The 18,466-nt window shown below is 70.5% G+C and carries 18 protein-coding genes, 1 tRNA gene, 1 pseudogene and 1 riboswitch; of the genes and pseudogenes, 11 read left to right on the top strand and 9 right to left on the bottom strand.

The annotated features are described in order from the left end of the window. The first annotated feature begins 64 nt into the window (after positions 1-64). Positions 65-2,260 (top strand): (Fe-S)-binding protein, encoded by a 2,196-nt coding sequence (locus ACVCAH_RS05935; protein ID WP_447135004.1) that lies wholly within the window; start codon positions 65-67, stop codon positions 2,258-2,260. 53 nt (positions 2,261-2,313) lie between these two features. Here the strand turns inward: ACVCAH_RS05935 and ACVCAH_RS05930 are convergent, their stop codons facing one another. Then, complete coding sequence (locus ACVCAH_RS05930) at positions 2,314-2,994, bottom strand: GOLPH3/VPS74 family protein (protein WP_447135003.1); 681 nt, start codon at positions 2,992-2,994, stop codon at positions 2,314-2,316. 125 nt (positions 2,995-3,119) lie between these two features. Here ACVCAH_RS05930 and ACVCAH_RS05925 point away from each other — a divergent pair, with 125 nt between their 5' ends. The 3 genes from ACVCAH_RS05925 (at position 3,120) to ACVCAH_RS05915 (ending at position 6,608) form a co-directional block, all read left to right on the top strand. Further along, positions 3,120-4,433 (top strand): hemolysin family protein, encoded by a 1,314-nt coding sequence (locus tag ACVCAH_RS05925; protein WP_447135052.1) that lies wholly within the window; start codon positions 3,120-3,122, stop codon positions 4,431-4,433. Further along, positions 4,426-5,427 carry a hemolysin family protein gene (locus ACVCAH_RS05920; RefSeq protein ID WP_447135002.1) on the top strand — a complete coding sequence of 334 codons (1,002 nt, stop codon included), beginning with the start codon at positions 4,426-4,428 and terminating at the stop codon, positions 5,425-5,427. Before ACVCAH_RS05925 ends, ACVCAH_RS05920 begins: the two co-directional genes overlap by 8 nt. Before the next feature lie 167 nt (positions 5,428-5,594). Then, entirely contained in the window at positions 5,595-6,608 is a 1,014-nt protein-coding gene (locus ACVCAH_RS05915; protein ID WP_447135001.1) for an NlpC/P60 family protein, read from the top strand. Between the two features lie 99 nt (positions 6,609-6,707). Here ACVCAH_RS05915 and ACVCAH_RS05910 read toward each other — a convergent pair whose 3' ends face one another. After that, on the bottom strand, positions 6,708-8,729 hold the full coding sequence (locus tag ACVCAH_RS05910; RefSeq protein WP_447135000.1) for an N-acetylmuramoyl-L-alanine amidase: 2,022 nt from the start codon (positions 8,727-8,729) through the stop codon (positions 6,708-6,710). A 240-nt stretch (positions 8,730-8,969) separates the two neighbouring features. After that, positions 8,970-9,106: riboswitch (cyclic di-AMP (ydaO/yuaA leader) on the top strand. A gap of 12 nt (positions 9,107-9,118) precedes the next feature. Here ACVCAH_RS05910 and ACVCAH_RS05905 point away from each other — a divergent pair. Beyond that, positions 9,119-10,159 carry a C40 family peptidase gene (locus ACVCAH_RS05905; RefSeq protein ID WP_447134999.1) on the top strand — a complete coding sequence of 347 codons (1,041 nt, stop codon included), beginning with the start codon at positions 9,119-9,121 and terminating at the stop codon, positions 10,157-10,159. Positions 10,160-10,219: 60 nt separating this feature from the next. Here ACVCAH_RS05905 and dcd read toward each other — a convergent pair whose 3' ends face one another. Continuing rightward, a complete protein-coding gene (dcd, locus tag ACVCAH_RS05900; RefSeq protein ID WP_447134998.1) occupies positions 10,220-10,798 on the bottom strand; it encodes a dCTP deaminase in 579 nt (192 codons plus the stop codon). Between the two features lie 79 nt (positions 10,799-10,877). Here dcd and ACVCAH_RS05895 point away from each other — a divergent pair, with 79 nt between their 5' ends. Next, positions 10,878-11,426 (top strand): pyridoxamine 5'-phosphate oxidase family protein, encoded by a 549-nt coding sequence (locus tag ACVCAH_RS05895; RefSeq protein ID WP_447134997.1) that lies wholly within the window; start codon positions 10,878-10,880, stop codon positions 11,424-11,426. Positions 11,427-11,488: 62 nt separating this feature from the next. Here ACVCAH_RS05895 and ACVCAH_RS05890 read toward each other — a convergent pair whose 3' ends face one another. After that, positions 11,489-12,472 carry a zinc metalloprotease gene (locus ACVCAH_RS05890; RefSeq protein WP_447134996.1) on the bottom strand — a complete coding sequence of 328 codons (984 nt, stop codon included), beginning with the start codon at positions 12,470-12,472 and terminating at the stop codon, positions 11,489-11,491. Positions 12,473-12,764: 292 nt separating this feature from the next. On the opposite strand from ACVCAH_RS05890, the gene ACVCAH_RS05885 reads away from it, so the two are divergent. After that, a tRNA-Gly gene (locus tag ACVCAH_RS05885) sits at positions 12,765-12,838 on the top strand. Between the two features lie 169 nt (positions 12,839-13,007). On the opposite strand, the gene ACVCAH_RS05880 is transcribed toward ACVCAH_RS05885, so the two are convergent. After that, positions 13,008-13,397 carry a nuclear transport factor 2 family protein gene (locus ACVCAH_RS05880; protein ID WP_447134995.1) on the bottom strand — a complete coding sequence of 130 codons (390 nt, stop codon included), beginning with the start codon at positions 13,395-13,397 and terminating at the stop codon, positions 13,008-13,010. A gap of 87 nt (positions 13,398-13,484) precedes the next feature. Between ACVCAH_RS05880 and ACVCAH_RS05875 the strand changes: the two genes are divergently transcribed. After that, positions 13,485-14,306 carry a helix-turn-helix domain-containing protein gene (locus ACVCAH_RS05875; RefSeq protein WP_447134994.1) on the top strand — a complete coding sequence of 274 codons (822 nt, stop codon included), beginning with the start codon at positions 13,485-13,487 and terminating at the stop codon, positions 14,304-14,306. Between the two features lie 18 nt (positions 14,307-14,324). Here ACVCAH_RS05875 and ACVCAH_RS05870 read toward each other — a convergent pair whose 3' ends face one another. From ACVCAH_RS05870 to ACVCAH_RS05855, 4 genes are all read right to left on the bottom strand, one after another. After that, positions 14,325-14,531 carry a hypothetical protein gene (locus tag ACVCAH_RS05870; RefSeq protein ID WP_447134993.1) on the bottom strand — a complete coding sequence of 69 codons (207 nt, stop codon included), beginning with the start codon at positions 14,529-14,531 and terminating at the stop codon, positions 14,325-14,327. 344 nt (positions 14,532-14,875) lie between these two features. Beyond that, positions 14,876-15,232 carry a hypothetical protein gene (locus tag ACVCAH_RS05865; protein WP_447134992.1) on the bottom strand — a complete coding sequence of 119 codons (357 nt, stop codon included), beginning with the start codon at positions 15,230-15,232 and terminating at the stop codon, positions 14,876-14,878. Between the two features lie 280 nt (positions 15,233-15,512). Then, positions 15,513-15,695, bottom strand: a complete 183-nt coding sequence (locus ACVCAH_RS05860; RefSeq protein WP_447134991.1) for a hypothetical protein — start codon at positions 15,693-15,695, stop codon at positions 15,513-15,515. After that, positions 15,695-16,294 carry a TetR/AcrR family transcriptional regulator gene (locus ACVCAH_RS05855; RefSeq protein WP_447134990.1) on the bottom strand — a complete coding sequence of 200 codons (600 nt, stop codon included), beginning with the start codon at positions 16,292-16,294 and terminating at the stop codon, positions 15,695-15,697. Before ACVCAH_RS05855 ends, ACVCAH_RS05860 begins: the two co-directional genes overlap by 1 nt. Before the next feature lie 50 nt (positions 16,295-16,344). On the opposite strand from ACVCAH_RS05855, the gene ACVCAH_RS05850 reads away from it, so the two are divergent. From ACVCAH_RS05850 to ACVCAH_RS05840, 3 genes and pseudogenes are all read left to right on the top strand, one after another. Then, positions 16,345-16,896 (top strand): GNAT family N-acetyltransferase, encoded by a 552-nt coding sequence (locus ACVCAH_RS05850; RefSeq protein ID WP_447134989.1) that lies wholly within the window; start codon positions 16,345-16,347, stop codon positions 16,894-16,896. Positions 16,897-17,290: 394 nt separating this feature from the next. Then, the gene (locus ACVCAH_RS05845; RefSeq protein ID WP_447134988.1) at positions 17,291-17,542 is read left to right on the top strand and encodes an e9imm peptide; all 252 of its coding nucleotides are present in this window, start codon (positions 17,291-17,293) and stop codon (positions 17,540-17,542) included. Between the two features lie 58 nt (positions 17,543-17,600). Then, positions 17,601-18,427: pseudogene (locus ACVCAH_RS05840) on the top strand (HAD family hydrolase). Positions 18,428-18,466: the final 39 nt, after the last annotated feature.

Raw genomic sequence — 18,466 nt, 5'->3', positions numbered from 1 at the left:
GCGCCCGGACCCGGCCCCCGGTCGCCGAGCGGCTCGACAGGCAGCAGACCGGGAGGCCAACTCGATGGGCAGCGTCCAGATCGTCACCACGATCCTCGCGTTCGCCATCACCGCGGTGGCGGTGGGGCTTGCGGTACGCGCGGTCATGCAGATGACGGCCGTGATCCGGCTGGGTCAGCCCGACCCCGAGCGGTTCGGGGACAAGGGCAGCCGGACGAAGACCATGCTGGTCGAGACCGCCGGCCACACCCGGATGCTCCGGTGGAGCGTGGTCGGCGCCGCGCACTGGTTCGTGATGATCGCCTTCATCGTGCTCTCGCTGTTGGTGCTGGAGGCGTACTTCGAGGTGGTCAGTACCACCGGCGAGCTGCCGATCATCGGACACTGGACGATCTTCGGCCTGGCCACCGAGGTGATCGGGGTGCTCGGCCTGGTCGGCATCCTGGTGCTGATGGCGATCCGGCTGCGTAACCGGCCGACCCGGCCGGGCGGCCGCTCCCGGTTCACCGGCTCCACCATGTGGCAGGGCTACTTCGTCGAGTGGGTCGTGCTGCTCGTCCTGATCTTCGGCTTCCTGATCCGGGGCTTCAAGGTCGCCACCGACCACTTCGAGTACCCGGTCTGGGCCACCCCGGTCAGCCACGCCCTCGGCGCTGCGCTGCCGAACTGGGAGGCGGGCGTCAGCGTCGCCGCTCTCATCAAGATCGTCATCTCGATGACCTGGCTCATCGTCATTTCGCTGAACGTCACCATGGGTGTCGCCTGGCACCGCTTCCTGGCGTTCCCGAACATCTTCTTCAAGCGCAACCCGGGCCGGGCCGGCTCCGGCCTCGGCGCGCTGCGCCCGATGATGAGCGCCGGCAAGCCCCTCGACTTCGAGGAGGCCGACCCGGAGAAGGACCAGTTCGGCGTCGCCCAGGTGGAGCAGTTCACCTGGAAGGGCCTGCTGGACTTCAGCACCTGCACCGAGTGCGGCCGCTGCCAGTCGCAGTGCCCGGCCTGGAACACCGGCAAGCCCCTGTCGCCGAAGCTGCTGGTGCTGAGCCTGCGCGACCACGCGTACGCCAAGGCGCCCTACCTGCTGGCCGGCGGCGGCAAGGACCTGACCGGCGAGGAGAAGGCGACCGCCGCGCAGCTCGCCCACGTCGACGTGCTCGCCCTGGCCGAGGCGGAGAAGCCGCTGATCGGCTCCGCCGAGGAGGGCGGCGTCATCGACCCGGACGTGCTCTGGTCCTGCACCACCTGCGGCGCCTGCGTCGAGCAGTGCCCGGTGGATATCGAGCACGTGGACCACATCGTCGACATGCGCCGCTACCAGGTGCTGATCGAGTCCAGCTTCCCGTCCGAGGCCGGCGTGATGCTGCGCAACCTGGAGAACAAGGGCAACCCGTGGGGCGCCCCGCAGAACACCCGGGAGGACTGGACCAAGGGTCTGGACTTCGAGGTGCCGCGGGTCGGCGAGGTCGAGGACTTCGAGTACCTCTTCTGGGTCGGCTGCGCCGGCGCGTTCGAGGACCGGGCCAAGAAGACCACCCGGGCCGTCGCCACGCTGCTCAACGAGGCGGGCGTAAAGTTCGCGATCCTCGGCGAGGGCGAGACCTGCTCGGGCGACCCGGCCCGGCGGATCGGCAACGAGTTCGTCTTCCAGATGCTCGCCCAGCAGAACGTCGAGACGCTCAACGAGGCGTTCGGCGACCGGGAGAAGGCCAAGCGCAAGATCGTCGCGACCTGCCCGCACTGCTTCAACACCCTCGGCAACGAGTACGGACAGCTCGGCGGCGAGTTCGAGGTCGTGCACCACACCCAGCTGCTGGCCCACCTGGTCGCCACCGGCAAGCTCACCCCGGTGCAGCCGGTGGACGGCGGGGTCACCTACCACGACCCCTGCTACCTGGGCCGGCACAACCGGGTCTTCGCCCCGCCGCGCGAGGTGCTCGGCACCGCCATCGAGGGCGAGCTCACCGAGATGCCGCGCAACAGCGAGCGCTCCTTCTGCTGCGGCGCCGGCGGCGCCCGGATGTGGATGGAGGAGAAGATCGGCAAGCGGATCAACGTGGAGCGGGTCGAGGAGGCCATCTCCACCGGGGCGAGGACGGTCGCCGTCGGTTGCCCGTTCTGCTCGACGATGCTCAACGACGGCGTGAACGGCAAGGGCGCCAGCGAGCAGGTCGAGGTGGTCGACGTGGCCAGCGTGCTGCTCCGCTCGGTCAAGCCGGAGCAGACGCAGGGCGACAAGGAGACCGAGCCGGTCGCCGGCTGAGGCGTACCGCCGCGGGCGCGGTGCCGCCGGGAGGTGGCGCCGCGCCCGTCCCGTCAGGAGGCCGCGGCGGTCACCGTCGCGGCGGTGGCGGCCGAGGTGACCACCAGCAGGACGGCGGCCTCGGTCTCCTGGATGGCCCTGCGGGTCGCCGCGGACGCCCAGTCGCCCGCGGCGATCTCGGCCAGCCGGTGCGTCACCCGCTCCTTGGGCAGCTCCCGGAAGAGGTGCCGGTCCAGCCGGACCGCCCGGGCCAGGCCGATCAGGGCCGCCGTGCGCGGCTCCACCGGGCCGTCCGTGGCCAGCGCCGCGGTCATCCGCTGCCGGGCCCGGGTCTCCGCCGCCGGCTCCGCCCCGCTCTGTGACGGATAGCGGGTACGCGGGAAGACCCACAGCACCCGGTCGGACTCCCGGCGCAGCACCCCGGCGGTGACCAACCCGTCCAGCACCTGCTCGGGCAGGTCCCGGGCGAGCCGGGCGACCCAGTCCTTCGGCCGGCGGCGCTTCTCGTCGGTGCCGATCCGGGTCAACGCGTCGTCGAGTTGCCGCTGACCGAGCGGGGTCGGATCGACCACCACCAGGCGGTCGTCGACCACGTCGACCCGGCCGGCGAGCGCCAGCTCCAGCAGCAGCGCCCCGGCCAGTCCGTGGTCGAGGGCGGGCCGGTTGAGCTGGAGGTTCCCCTTGTCGTCGTAGGCCAGCAGGGCCAGTTCGTGCGCGAGGGTGAGTTCGGCCATGGCCCGACGGTAGCCCGACCGGGCCAGCTCCACCCGCGACGCGCGGGTCGTGCCGGGACGACTCGCCCGTGCGAGAATCGCGCCGAGGTGAGGCGACCATCGACGGCCTGCTCCTGACCACGCTGCTGCCCCTGGTCGGCTTCCTGCTGCTGACCGGCGGCAACGCGTTCTTCGTCGCGGCCGAGTTCGCGCTGGTCACCGTGGACCGGGTGGAGATCGACCGGCGGGCCACCGGGGGCGACGGGCCGGCCGCGGCCGTCCGGCGGGCGCTGCGGGAACTCTCCTTCCAGCTCTCCGGAGCTCAGCTCGGCATCACCATCACCGCCCTGCTCACCGGCTACCTCGCCGAGCCCGCGCTGGCCCGGCTCTTCGCGCCGCTGCTGGACCCGCTCGCCGGGCCGGCCACCGACCGGATCACCCCGTTCCTGGCCCTCGCCCTGGCCACCCTGTTCTCCATGCTCTTCGGTGAGTTGGTGCCGAAGAACCTCGCGCTGGCCCGGCCGATGCCCGTCGCGCTGGCCACCGCCGGTCCGATGCGGGCCTTCTCCCGCACCTTCGGCTGGCTGATCCGGGGGTTGAACGGGTCGGCGAACCGCCTGGTCCGGGCGCTCGGGGTCGAGCCGCAGGAGGAACTGGCCAGCGCCCGCTCCCCGGAGGAGCTGGGCCTGCTGGCGGCCATCTCGGCCCGGGCCGGAGCGCTGCCGCCGGACACCGCGATGCTGCTGCGCCGCACCATCCGCTTCGGCGACAAGCGGGCGGCCGAGGCGATGACGCCACGGGTGGACGTGATCGCCCTGCGCGCCACGGCCACCGTGGCCGAGCTGCTCGATCTCGCCCGGCGCACCGGCCGGACCCGGTTCCCGGTCTACGAGGAGACCCTCGACCTGGTCACCGGCGTCGCGGGGGTGCCGGACGCGCTCGGCGTCCCGTTGGCCCAGCGCGGCTCGACCACGGTCGGCTCGGTGGCCCGCGAACCGGTCTACGTGCCGGAGAGCCTCGACCTCGACGGGGTGCTCGCCGCGCTCAAGGCCGCCGACGCCGACCTCGCCATCGTGGTGGACGAGTACGGCGGCACGGACGGCGTGGTGACCGTCGAGGACCTGGTGGAGGAGCTGGTCGGTGAGATCGCCGACGAGTTCGACCCGGCCGCGGTGGCCGAGGCCGGTCCGGTCGAGCTGACCGTGCCCGGCGGGGAACGCACCGTGCTGGCCGACGGCGTGCTGCGCTCGGACGAGCTGGCCGAGCAGACCGGCTTCCGGTTGCCCGAGGGGCCGTACGAGACGCTGGCCGGGTTCCTGATGGCCCGGCTGGGGCACATCCCGGTGGCGGGTGAGACGGTCGAGGAGGCCGGGTACGAGTTCACCGTCGTCGAGGTGGAGCGGCGCCGGATCGAACAGGTTCGGGTGGTCCGTCCCGAGGATTCGGACGACGATGGCTGAGCTGCTGGTCACGGTGCTGCTGCTGCTCGGCAACGCGTTCTTCGTGGGCAGCGAGTTCGCGCTGATCGCGTCCCGGCGCACGGTGGTGGAACCGCTGGCGGCGACCTCGAAGCGGGCCCGCTGGGCGCTGTCCGCGATGAACCAGATCCCTCTGATGATCGCCGGCGCCCAGCTCGGCATCACCATCTGCTCGCTGGGGCTGGGCGCGATCGCCGAGCCGGCCCTGGCCGACCTGCTGGAGTCGCCGTTCCACGCGCTGGGGTTGCCCGCTCAGGCGGTGCACCCGGTGGCCTTCGTGCTCGCCCTCGGGATCGTGGTCTTCCTGCACACCGTGGTCGGCGAGATGGTGCCGAAGAACATCACGCTGGCCGGGCCGGAGGTGTCCGCGCTCTGGCTGGGCCCGGCGATGCTGGCGTTCTGCCTGGCCACCAAGCCGCTGCTGCTGGCCATGAAGTGGGCGTCCCGGCGGGTGCTGCGGCTGTGGCGGATCGAGGCCACCGAGGCGGTCAAGACCGTCTTCACCGCCGAGGAGCTGGCCGGCCTGGTGTCGCAGGCGCGTACCGAGGGGCTGCTCGACGCCGAGGAGCACGCCCGGATCACCGGCGCGCTCGCCCTGCACAGCCGAACCGCGGCCGACGCCCTGCAGCCCTGGTCGACGGTGACCACCGTCGCCGAGGACGTCTCGCCCGCCTCGCTGGAGGTGCTGGCCACCCGGACCGGCCGGTCCCGGTTTCCGGTGGTGCAGCGGTCCACCCGGCGGGTGCTCGGGTTCGTGCACGTCAAGGATGTGCTCGGGTACGCCGGGGTGAGCCGGCGGGCGCCGGTGCCGGCGGCGGTGTACCGGCCGCTGGCGGTGGTGCCGCCGGAGCGTACGCTCGCCGACCTGTTGCTGGCGATGCGCCGCGAGCGGCGGCACATGGTGCTGGTCAGCGACGGCCGCCGCCCCCTCGGCGTGGTGACGCTCGACGACGTATTGACGGCCATCGTCGGCTGAAAGGCGCACACCCTTGGTACACAAGCGGTTGCGCAGGCGTGATGTGGCCGTTGGTCGCCTTGATTCCGCACCGGGGCTTCCCTAATGTGGGGCACCGGCCGCTGTGGGTCGTCTGCCTCGCCCCTTCCCCTCTGCGAGGCGCCCGGCGGTCGGACGCTAAGGAGTCGGTGCCGGTGGCAACCATGCCCCCTCATCGTCACGCACCGGGACGGCCTGCTCGTCCGGGCGGCCTGCGCCGGGTCGCCCACCGTCTGCTCACCCTGGTCGCGGCCGCGGCCGTCGGTGCCGGTCTGCTCGCCGCACCGGCGCACGCCGCGCCCTCGGTCGACGAGATCGAGAGGCAGATCGACAAGCAGTGGGAGCAGTTGGAGCCCACCATCGAGCAGTACAACAAGGTGCGGGCGCAGCTGAAGAACAACCGCAAGAAGTCGGCGGACCTGGAGAAGAAGATCCAGCCGCTGGCGCTGGAGAGCGAGCTGGCGATGAACCGGGTGGGCGACCTCGCCTCCCGCTACTACATCACCGGCCCGTCCCAGGACGTCGCGGCCCTGCTGATGAGCGCCAAGCCGAGCACGCTCACCGAGCAGCTCACCATCCTCGACCGGCTGGCCGCCGAGGAGCGCAAGCAGATCGAGGGCGTGCTCGCGGTCCGCAAGAAGTACGACGACCAGAAGCAGAAGCTCGACACGCTGATCGCGGACCAGGTCAAGCAGCAGAACGAACTGGCGGCGAAGAAGAAGCAGATCGACGCCGAGATCAAGCGGCTGGAGAAAATGCTCCCGGTGACGGTCGTCAAGACGACGAACTGCCCGACCATCGAGGGCGTGGTCAGCGAGGCGGCGCGGATCGCGATCAGAACCGCCTGCGCCCAGGTCGGCGACCCGTACGTGTGGGGTGCCACCGGCCCGAACTCGTTCGACTGCTCCGGCCTGACGCAGTACGCCTACAAGGCGGCCGGGATCCACCTGACCCACTTCACTGGGGCCCAGTGGAACGAGGGCAAGGCCATCTCGCGCTCCGATGCGCGCCCAGGTGACCTGGTCTTCTTCTTCAGTGACCTGCACCACGTCGGGCTCTATCTCGGCAACGACACGATGGTGCACGCGGCCCGGGCCGGCAAGCCGGTCAACGTCTCCAGCATCAACACGATGCCGGTCGCCGGGTTCCGCCGACCCGGCTGATCGGTCGCCGTACGCACGAGGGCCCCCGGTCGGTTGACCGGGGGCCCTCGGCGTGTCAGGTCAACGGCTCGGCGGGGAGCCCCTGACTCAGGCGGGCGATCAGGGAGCGCCGACCGCCGACGGCAGGAGCCACACGTCGTCCAGGTTCACGTAGCCGATCCGGTGGCCGAACTGGACCTGCACGTAGCGCAGGTCGCCGCTGACCACGGTCCAGTCGCCTGGGGACGACCCGTCGAAGGTGACCGCGCGGTAGTACTCGCTCGGCAGGACCCCGCCCACCGCGTACCGCTGGCCGGCGGCGAGCGTGTACTGCAGCGGTGAGATCGCCTGGTACGGCACGCCGGCCGGGTAGGCGTCCTGCTCCGGGTAGGCCCGCCCGTAGACCGGGATCGTCGCCTTGCCGGGCTTCGGCGTCACCACGAAGCCGGTGGCCCACTTCGCCGTCGGGGCCGAGGCGGGGTTGTGGAACCAGGCCTTCTGACCGAGGTACCAGATCGCCGTCCAGTCCCCCCGTACCTCGGCGACGGCGTACGTCTGGCCGGCCGAGCCCCGGGCGCTGTGGTCCGGGACGTACATCGTGCCCGGTGAGCCGTCCGGGTGCTCGCCCAGGTCCACGGCGAGCGGCGCGTCGTGGCTCGGCGCGCTGCGCAGCAGCACCGCGGACGAGCCGCGCAGCGGGCACGGGTCGGTGACCGGGGGCAGCGGGGTGGGCACCCCCGGCGGCTGCCGCGAGCACCCGGTGAAGGCCGGCCGGTTGCCGGCGAAGTCGGGGTCGATGATCACCAGGCCGGTGTCCGGTGTGCCGGTGGACCGGAACGGCGCCTTCAGCAGGTCGAAGTAGTGCGACCAGTCCCAGTAGGGCCCCGGGTCCCAGTGCATCCCGGCGACGTTCGCCGCCACCGTGCCGGGGACGTTGTCGTGGCCGATGATGTGCTGCCGGTCCAGCGGGATGTTGAACCGCAGCGCCAGGTGCCGGACCAGCTTGGCCGAGGTGCGGTACATCGCCTCGGTGTACCAGGTGCCGTGGCCGGCGAAGCCCTCGTGCTCCAGCCCGATGGACTTCGCGTTGACGTACCAGTTTCCGGCGTGCCAGCCGACGTCCTTGGTCTTGATGTGCTGGGCGACGTGGCCGTCCACCGAGCGCAGGGTGTAGTGCCAGCCCACCCGCTTCGGGTCCTTGACCAGGTTGACGCTGGGCCAGAAGTAGCCCTCGGTGTCGTGGATGACGATGTACTCGAGCTTCTGCTGCGCCGGGCGGTTGCCCAGGTCGTAGTTGCCGTAGTCGCCCGGCCGGGGGCCGTACTTCTGGTACGGCGCCGGGATCCACTCGCAGCCGATGCCGATCGGGCACTCCAGCCCGTCGGGCCGCTCGGCGCGCCGCAGCCCGAGCCGGTGCAGGGCCGACTCGTCGGGATCGACCTCCCGGGCCGGCAGGGTCACCGGGTGCCCGTCGTCGGTCGTCCGGCTCGCGCCCTCGCGGAGTTGGCCGTACACCTCGTCGGCGAAGGCGGCCGCGGTGTCCTCGGTGCCGGCGCCGGAGTAGCGGGCCACCGCGCCGTACCAGGCCGCCGGGTCGCTGGCCGCGCCGACCGGGCCGCCGAGTTCCCGCTGGTACGCGGCGAGCAGCGCCGCCCCGCCGCGGATGTTCGCGGTCGGGTCGGACCGCAGCGCCTCCGCGCTGGCGCCGGTGAGGGCGGCGGCCGCCTGGAGGGTCTGCAGCGCGGCGTCGCCGGGAGCGGCCGGCGGCGGTTCGGCCGCGGCCGGCGCGGCGACGGCCAGCGGCCGGGACTCGTCACCGCGCGGGTCCTCGCCCTCGTCGATGTGGCCCCCGGCGGGGAGCGAGGTGACGTGGGCGGCGTCGGTGAGGTGCATCGGGCCGTAGCCGCCACTGGTGCTCGGGGTGCCGGGATGGGTGTCCCAGCGGGATTCGAGGTAGGAGACGGCGAGCAGGACGCCCTCCGGCACGCCGAACTCGGCGGCCGCGGCGGCGTACTGCTGTTGCCGGTCGATCGGGTCGGCGGTGGCGGAACCGGCGGCGGTGAACGGGGTGACCGCCATGGCGAGCGCCGCGGCGGCGGCGAGCAGGGCGCGCCTGCTCCTCGATCTCGTGGACAGATGCATCGGACCCCCTGGTCAGACGGGTGGACGATGCGGCCACCTTCACCCCGGCGCCGGTCCGCCGTCAATACCTTTCCATATATCAACCTAAGAAGAAGAAAACCTTCGAACCGTCCATCCGGAGGGTCGTCGATTCCTTCGGGTACGGAGTGTCACGGCGACACGGGTTGCGGATTGATAACGAGCCTCTCTACTCTGGTCATTCGTCGGCCCGCAGCAGCTCCGTCCAACCCGGGCGGTAACGGTCCGACACCGCCGAATCGCTCGCGAGCGAACCGGGGAACCAGGTAACCCGGGGTGAATCCGCAGCCACTGCGGTAGGGCGACCCCTTCCCGCCCGAACCCGTCAGCTAACCCGGTAGGCGGTACCGGAAGAAGGAGTACGGAGCCCGGTGGCACACCATGCCCCGCGGCCACCGTCGGCACGGTCGGCGTCCGCCGGCCCGACGACGGCTGCGCCGCGCCCACGCTGGTCCCGCTTCACCACCGCACTCGCCGCCCTGGTCGGCTTCGCCGTTATCCTGACCGGCGGCGCCACGGCGGCCCACGCCGAGCCCACCGTCGCCGAGATCGAGCGCCAGATCGACGAGGACTGGAACAAGCTCGAACCGATCATCGAACGGCACAACGCCACCCGCCAGGACCTGGCCGCCAAGCGGAAGCAGGCCAATGCCCTGGCCGCCCAGATCAAACCCCTCCAGGCTCAGGTCGACGCGGCGATGCAGAAGGTCAGCGCGTTGGCCGTCCGCGCCTACAAGGGCGAGAACGTGCTCACCATCAACGCCGTGCTGGGCAGCAGCTCGCCGGGCGAGGTGGTCGGGCAGCTCGAACTGCTCGACCGGTTCGCCGAGCGCCAGCAGCGGGACGTGCAGCAGGTTGCCGACCTGCGCGACCAGCTGGCCGCCAAGAAGGCGCCGCTGGACGAGATGGTCGCCCAGCTCGCCCGGGCCGAGGCCCAGCTGGCGGCGAAGAAGAAGGAGATCAACGCCGAGATCGACCGGCTGCAGAAGCTGCGGCTGCGGGTGTACGGCAACGGCGGCGGCGGACCGCTGCGCCCCGCCCCGTGCCCGGCCGGCTACCCGGGCGGCCCGGCCGGGGTGGCGGTCAAGTTCGCCTGCGCCCAGATCGGCAAGCCCTACGTCTGGGGTGCCGAGGGCCCGAACTCGTACGACTGCTCCGGGCTGATGCTGGCCGCCTGGGCGAAGGCCGGGGTCTCGTTGCCGCACAACGCCGCGCAGCAGCGCGGGGTCACCGCCACGGTCAGCCGGAGCGAGCTACGCCCGGGTGACCTGGTCTTCTACTACGCCGACCTGCACCACGTCGGGATGTACGTCGGCGGGGGCTGGGTGGTGCACGCCTCCCGTGCCGGGGTGCCGGTCAAGATGAAGCGCCTCGACGACGGCCCGATCCACAGCTTCGGCCGGCCGGACTGACGACCGCGTACCACGGGAAGGGGCCCGGTCCGACGCCGGAGCGGGCCCCTTCCGCGCGAGTCAGCGGGTCGGCCAGGTGCGCCACTGCTGCCAGGAGCGGCTCGGCGTCGGGCCCCGCTGCCCCTGGTAGCGGGAGCCGTAGACGGCCGAGCCGTACGGGTGCTCGGCCGGCGACGAGAGCCGGAAGATGCAGAGCTGGCCGATCTTCATGCCCGGCCAGAGGGTGATCGGCAGGTTGGCCACGTTGGACAGCTCCAGCGTCACGTGGCCGGAGAAGCCGGGGTCGATGAAGCCGGCGGTGGAGTGGGTGAGCAGGCCGAGCCGGCCCAGGCTCGACTTGCCCTCCAGTCGGCCGGCGAGCTGGTCGCCGAGCGAGATCACCTCAAGCGTCGAGGCGAGCACGAACTCGCCCGGGTGCAGCACGAACGGCTCGCCGTCGGGCACCTCGACCACCGAGGTCAGCTCGTCCTGCTGCTGCGCCGGGTCGATGTGCGTGTAGAGGTGGTTGTTGAAGACGCGGAACAACTTGTCCAGGCGTACGTCGATGCTGGAGGGCTGCACCAGCGTGGGCTCGAACGGCTCCAGCGCGAGGGTGCCCGCCTTGATCTCGGTGACCAGGTCGCGGTCGGAGAGCAGCATCGGAACACCATAGCGAAGCGGCCGGGGTGACCTGCGTGTCGGACTAGGTGTTAGTACACGTGTTCGATAGAATGTCCGCATGGCTTCCTGGTCCGAATTCGCCGCTGACGAGCCCCGACTCGCCGACGGGATCCGCCTTCTCATGCAGCAGTACGGGCCGGGCTTCGGCTACCTGGCCACGGTCCGCGCCGACGGTGGGCCCCGGGTGCACCCGGTCTCCCCCGTGATCACCGACGACGGCCTGTTCTGCTTCGTGGTCGACTCGCCCAAACGGCGCGACCTGGAGCGTGACGGGCGCTACGCGCTGCACTCCTTCCCGCCGGAGGAGAGCGACGACGAGGCCTACGTCGCCGGGCGCGCCCGGCCGGTCACCGACCCGGCCCGGGTCGCCCGGCTGGCCCGCAGCTTCCGGGCCGCCACGCACGTCGACTGGCGGCTGTTCGAGTTCACCGTCGACGTGGCCATGCTCGCCCGCCGCGACCCGGGCGCCGTGGGTGGCCCCGGCAACGGGCACGGCCGGCCCGCCGTCCAGGTCTGGCTCGATCCGGCGGCGCCCGACGCCCGGGACGCCGAGCCCGCGCCGCGGGCACGCCGGCCCGTCCCCGACGCCCACCGCGAGGCGGCCTGAGCCGCGAACGCCGGTGCCGGCTCCGTCTGTTCGGAGCCGGCACCGGTGGGTGGTACGTCAGATCAGGCCGCGCGGTACGCGTTCCACGCGGTCAGCATCCGGCTCGCCTGGCCGGCGGTGAACTGGTACATGCACGAGTCGTAGGTGTAGTCCATGAAGTTGGTGATCGGGTCCACGCCCGGCGCGGTGCAGGTGTCCCGCCCGGTCGGGCACTGGAAGGCCGGTGAGGCCTCGGGGGCGGTGTCGCTGACGCCGTCACCCTGGCCCGAGCAGCCGCCCTGGAAGGTGTGGTAGAGGTTCAGCCAGTGGCCGACCTCGTGGGTGCCGGTGTCGCCCTGGTTGTAGTTGGCGGCGGTGCCACCCGGCAGCGACTCGCTGAGCACCACCACGCCGTCCATGCTGCTCAGCTTCCGCTGGGGGAAGGTGGCCCAGCCGAGCAGGTCGTCGCTCAGCTCGCCCAGGTACACGTTGAGCGTGTTCTTGCCGCCCTCCCGCAGCGAGGTCTTCATCGACCGCTCCGCCGACGAGCCCTGCACGATCGGGTACCACGCCGGGTTGGTCACCCGGTTGATTTTCTGCAGCTGGAAGCTGAACGCGGTGGCCGCGCCGCCGGTCGCTCCGCTGTACGACTGGTTCAGCACGGTGATCTGCGAGGTGATCATCGAGTCCGGGATGTTGCCGCCGGCCCGGGTGCTGTCCCGCTGGATCACGTGCACCACGACCGGAATGGTGACGGTGGCCAGGGTGGTCGCGCCGGCGCCGGTGCGGAACCGGGCGCGCTCCCGGAGCGCGGCGGCCAGGTCGGCCTCCCGCTCGCGGGTCTCCGCCAGGGTCAGCTCGTTCGGTTCGTGCTTCGCCGCGCCGCCCGCCTTGACGCGGGCGTCCGCGTGGACGTCGGCCGGCTCGACGCACACCTCACCGGGGGCGGCGGAGAAGGCTGAAGCGGCCGGTACGACGCCCACCGCGGCGGTGCTGAGCAGCAGCGCGAGGGTCGTCGAGGCGACACCGGCGGCGCGCCGGGTCAGCAGGTCGGGACGAAGTCCCATGGGCCCACCTCTTTCTGGCGGCATGACAGGGGGTATGTCACGCCGTGGCTGAGAACGTGGGCCAGACGTTACAACCGATCGACAGATTTGAGAACGACCATATGTTGCCGTGGTGAAACTTTTCCTGGCGGCGCGGCTGGCCGCCGGCGCCCGGTGCGCGGAGTGTTGCCCCCGGGTGGCCGCGGTGTTGCGCGGCGATCTTGGATCGCCGGGAGGGTGCGTGCCGGAGTGGCCGGGCGGAGGGGGTACCTGGGTGCACCCGGGCGGTGACTCAGGTACAGTGGTCCCGCTTGCGGGTGTAGTTCAATGGCAGAACATCAGCTTCCCAAGCTGACAGTGCGGGTTCGATTCCCGTCACCCGCTCCAACGAGAGGCCCCAGCTCAGGACAGGTTTCCTGGCTGGGGCCTTGATCGTTGCTACCGCTTCTGGCGTTGGCCGTGCCCGCTACGTGCCCGATCCCTGCTCTGCTTGATCTGGGAGCTGAGCGGGTCGGCGGTGTGCTCGTCGCGGTCGCGGGCGGTGTGCTGGTACCGGTCAGCGCTGAGTCGATTCCCACCACCTCAGATTGGCAGCCGCCTGGGCCACCGGCTCGATGATTTTCCACCCCTCGGCGATCAGCCCGTCGTCGACCCGCCAGATGTCGACGACCGCGATCTCCGGTCCTGCATCGGGAAGCCAGCGCCGCGAGTACACCACGACGTGATCGCCGTCGGCCAGCATCTGATGAATCTCGACCTGCATACCGGCGAGCGGCACCAGCGCAGCGCGGACGGCGGCGAGCCATTCCGCCTTGGTCGATGTGGTGGAACCCGGCCGGTGGTGGACGAAGTCGTCGCTGAGGAACCGTGCGAGCGCATCGACGTCGCCCGTCTCGATCAGTCCTGCCAGCGCCCTCTGGACGATGCTCTTGTTCTCGGTGGTCATGGGCGCAGTGTTTCCGCGGGCCGCTTCGATTGTCGATGAACTCGGACTTCATGGCGTCTGGCTCAGCGGTGAGTACGCTTCAAGATCGTGTACACGGTCGGGGAACTCTTGCGGCAGTGGCGGCATCGCCGGGGACTCAGCCAACTGGACCTGTCGATCGCTGCGGACGTCTCGGCTCGTCACGTCAGCCTGGTCGAGACGGGCAAATCCAGGCCGAGCGCCGACATGGTCCTCCGACTCGCGGATCAGCTGCATGTGCCACTGCGTGATCGCAACCGGCTCTTGCTCGCCGCTGGCTTCGCGCCCCGGTACGCGGAGCGTCCGCTCGACGACGACGCGCTATCGGCGGCCCGCGATGCGGTCCGGAGGGTGCTCCGCGCGCATGAGCCGTATCCGGCGCTGGTCTTCGATCGCCGGTGGAACATCGTGATGACCAATCGCGCTGTCGACCCGTTCCTGGCACAGGTGGCTCCCGAGCTGCTGCAGCCGCCGGTCAACCTGGTGCGGCTCGGACTGGACCCGCGCGGGTTCGCTCGCATGGTCGTCAACCTGGCCGACGTGCGTGCCGTGTTCCGCACCCGGCTCCCGCGCCAACTCGCCACTGCTCCCGACCCTGAACTCACCGCAATCTACGAGGAACTACTGACACCCGACCCTGACGACACGTCGAGCCAACGGATCGAATCCGACGTCGTGATTCCGATGATCCTTCGCGTCGATGGACGAGAGCTACGGCTGTTCTCAACCATCACAACGTTCGGCACCCCAATGGACATCACGCTGGACGAGGTCGCGATCGAGTCGTACTACCCGGCCGACCCCGAAAGCGCCGCCTACTTCACGGAGTCCGGAACACGTGGATCTGCTGCCACGATGACGCCTGCCCTAGATCAATACCGTTGGAAGTAGGAGCCGGGGCTGCCCGCCTCACCGCACGGGTGTGGCCCAGTCGATCCGGTGGTCGAATTGCCAGGCGGTCTTCTCCGGCTTGACGACCTCCTGTTCTCTATCCTGGCCGAGGCAACCATCGCTGAGCAGGCCGAGGTGCGGGTGCTCGGACGAGCGCCGGCTGACCCCGAGCGGGTGATCGTTCTCGTCGCGCGAATCCCGGAACGCGAGGTTGCTGGCCTGCATGGCGGCGAGCCATGGCCGGCTGTGTGAGGCCGAGCGTGTCTTTGGACCGCTAACAGCGTGGGGCACACAGGGGGCACAAGACGACGTCAAACGTCGTCAACCAACCACCAACAGTGGCAGCCCGAGACGCCGTGTGAGCAGGTATCGCCGGCGGTTCTTCCTGATGGCGAGTCAGCGGCTCTAGGTTCCGCTTCAACGTCTGACACCCGGCTGGGTGACCAACTGGGTGACGACCGGAACGTCCGACACCGGACGCCCACGGACGATGGTGGACTGTTCCGGCAGCTCACCGCGGCTACTCGCCCAACTCATCGACGGTCGATCATTCTTTCACACCGAACGAGTCATCCGGCGAGTTCTCGCAGAAGGCTTGTTCGGTCGTCGCTCCACAGTTCGATCGAGTAGTGCAGGCCGAAACCCGCGAGGACGGCACCGAGTTCGTCTACGCGGGAAGGATCAACGACGCCGCTGAAAAGGCGTTCATCAGGTGACGGCTCGACCAGTTCGATGCACACCCACTCGTGCTCGACCTCATACTCAGTCCACGAGCTTGCACGGGCATGCCAGCCTGCACGCACGAACATCTCAGCCAAGGCCTTCGCCCTCGGGGCATGGGGGAGGCGGCCATAGACGTTGTTGTCGAGAACGGCTAGATGGTCGGCAAGACGCGGCCCGGGGGTACCGCCAGGAGTGATCTCCATATTCCCTCCCAACCTCGGTCGTGCCCGTTCCGTGCCCGACGCAACGGTCAACACCAGTCATCAGCAGTAGTCCGCTGCACGCTGCATCAACGCTCTGTGCTGGCCCCCCGGGTGATATCGGTCGCTCTCCGTGTAGATCAACCTGATTCCCAAAGCTGACAGTGCGGGTTCGATTCCCGTCACCCGCTCCGATCCGAACGCCCTGGTCAGGACGCGCGTCCGAGCCGGGGCCTTCGACGTTCCGCCGGCCCCGAACGCTCGACGGGCCAGCCACGGGCCACTAGCCACGCTTCCTCCCCTTGCCTTTCGGCTCGCCCGACGCGCCGGCCGCCGGCTTCCTGGCCTTCTTGCGCTCGGCCGTCACCGCGTCGCTCACCGCCTGGGCGATGGCCCGATCCGCCTCCGAGGTGGCGTGCTGGTAGATCATGGCAGCCCGCGGCGGGTCGTGGCCCATCCGCGCCATCAGGTCACGGGGGGCGCGACGGTCAGGGTGGCCAGGTAGTCGTCCAGGAACTCGACTTGTCGCTGCGGCGGAAACGCCGCCGGGTCGAACAGGGCCTGGACCACCAGGCCGAGAATGAAGGACTGAGCGCCAGCCGCGATGCTGGCGGGGTTGCCAGGGGGCAGCTCGCCGAGCTCCTGGGCTGCGGCCACCCGCTCGGTCAGCCTGTCGCGACTTCTCGCGTACTTGCGGGCGTAGTCGGTGCCCAGGTTGGCATCGGAGAGCGCGGTGTCCCATGAGGAGACCCAGATGCGGTTGATGTGGGTGGTCTCGGGGGCCAGCGGCAGGATGTCCAGCAGTGCGTCCCTGAGGGCGGCCAGACCTTCGCCGGTGTGGCGGCGGGGGCGGGAGATGGTGCGCTGTTCGAGTAGGTCGAGGGCGTACTCCACCAGGGCGTGTTTGGTGGGGAAGTAGTGCGTCAGCAGGCCGGTGGTCGCGCCGAGTTCGGCGGCGACGGCGCGCAACGTCAGGCCGGCGAAGCCGCGGGTGGCCATGACCTGCCAGACCGCTTCGGAGACATCGCGCCGGCGGGCCTCGTGATCTCCCTTGTTGCGTGGCATGCTGCCACGGTACATTCCCGTAACACTTGTTATGTAAATGGGAGGTTCTGATGTTCTCGCTGCCGCTGCGCGACGGTGCTCGCCTTGGGCCGCTGGAGGTCTGGCATGCCGAGGAGTTCGCCGAACATCTGGACCGGGCCCGCGAGCACATTCGCCCCTGGGTCGGTGCCGCGTTCGTCACCGCCGATGTGGACCGGGCGCGGGCCACGCTCAAGCGGTACGCCCAACGCCAGGCCGGCGACGGTGCCCGCCTGTATGGCATCTGGCGGGATGGAGTGTTGGTCGGCGGTGTGATGTTCACCGATTTCAATGCCGTTGTCGGCTCGTGTGAGATCGGTTGCTGGCTGGAGCCGTCCGCTGAGGGCCACGGTCTGGTCACGCAGGCGTGTGGCGTGTTGTTGGACTGGGCGTTCACGTCCCGGGGGCTGCACCGGGCCGAGTGGCATTGCCGGGCCGACAACGACCGCAGCTCGGCGGTGGCCAAGCGGCTCGGCATGACGCTGGAGGGCGTGCGCCGCGAGGCATGGCCGTACGAGGGTGTGCGCTACGACAAGCAGCTCTGGGCGGTCATTGCTTCCGAATGGCGACCCCTGGGCCAGTGATCTCCACCTGGCCCGAGATCCGCCAACAGCGTCACGTGCCGCCATCGCACGTCCGACACAATCACCCCATGGACGAAGGTTCCAGTGATGCCGCGCACCCCCAGCGCAGCCCATCGTCCCGTTGGCTCCTGCGGCGGCCCCGAGAGCCCCGCTGGGTACCGCTTGCCGGGCCGCAGGCTAGCCCAGACGTTCCGCTAGCGCTTGACTACGTACTCGTTCAAATCCTGGTTGCGATGTACATGGCCCTCCAGTGGGTGATCGTGATCCTGATCGCGCCGGTGGTCTTCCTCGCCCGGAAGTTGCGGGCCACCCACGGGCCATGAGTCTGGGCGACCGGAGGCCGGACGAGGCCGGATCATGCGGCGTGCCACAGCCACGGTCGAAGGAGGGCGGCTTGCCTGCGAAGTTGACCCGGGACGAGGCGGTCGACCTCGTCGAGCGGACCATGCGGCTCGACTACGCGGACGACGCCGAGCTGAACGACTGGCTGGACCGACTCGAACGCGACCTGAGCTACCCGGACATCTCGGATCTGATCTTCACGGTCACGCCGGAGTTGACGCCGGCCGAGGTTGTCGACCGAGCCAGTGCCTACCAACCGATCGCGATGCTCTCCACGCCATGGACGGAGCCGCCGAAAACCTAGCCGTATACCGCCCCGGTATCGGGGCAACCGCGCTGCGTGCCGACGTGACAGGATCCGGATGGTGGACGGGCGACGCGACGTACGAGCCGTGGTGACCGATCTGGACGGCAGGGTCGTTCGGCCTGACGGCACGGTGAGCGAGGGGACTCTGGCGGCGTGTCAGGCGCTGCGGGCGGCCGGGATCCCGCTGGTGGCCGCCACCGCCCGGACTCCGGCGGGGATCCGCGCGCTGGGCAGCCTGGCACCGCTGGTCACCGTCGCCGTCTGCAGCACCGGCGCGATCGGATACGACCCGGTGGGTGACCAGTTCCTCTGGCGGGAACGGATGCCGCGTACGACCCTCACCGGGCTGCTCGACCGGCTCTCCGGGCAGCTGCCGCAGGCGGAGTTGGCGGTCTACGACGGCCGGGCCTGGTTCATGACCGCGGCCTACCGGGCCGTCCGGGGCGTCGACCACTTCGGACCACGAGCGGTAGTGGAGCGCCGGTGGCTGCACGACGTCGACGCGTGCGTGGCAGCGGTCTGTCATCCCGGTCTCGATCCGCCTGCACTGATCGCCGCGCTCTCCGCCGTGGGCACCACGCCGGTCGTCGCGACCTTCGGCCAGGCCGGGGATCGGGTCGTCGAGGTGGCGCCGGCCGGCATCGACAAGGCCAGCGGGTGCTGCGGACCCTTGCCGCGCTGGATGTGCCACCCGAGTGCGTCGTCGCGTTCGGTGACCTGCCGATCGACCTGCCGATGTTCGCCGTCGTCGGGCTCGGCGTCGCGATGGCGAACGCGCACCCGGAGGTGCTCGCCGCGGTGGGCGACATCACCGGCGGCGTCGAGGGGGACGGGTTCGCCGACTGGCTGCGCCGGGAGCGGGTGATCGGCCCGGAGGACTGACCTCAAGGCCAACGGGCCGTCAGCTGAACCCGACGATTC

Source organism: Micromonospora sp. LZ34, from assembly GCF_052981855.1.
This window is presented reverse-complemented; position numbering and strand designations above follow the sequence as displayed.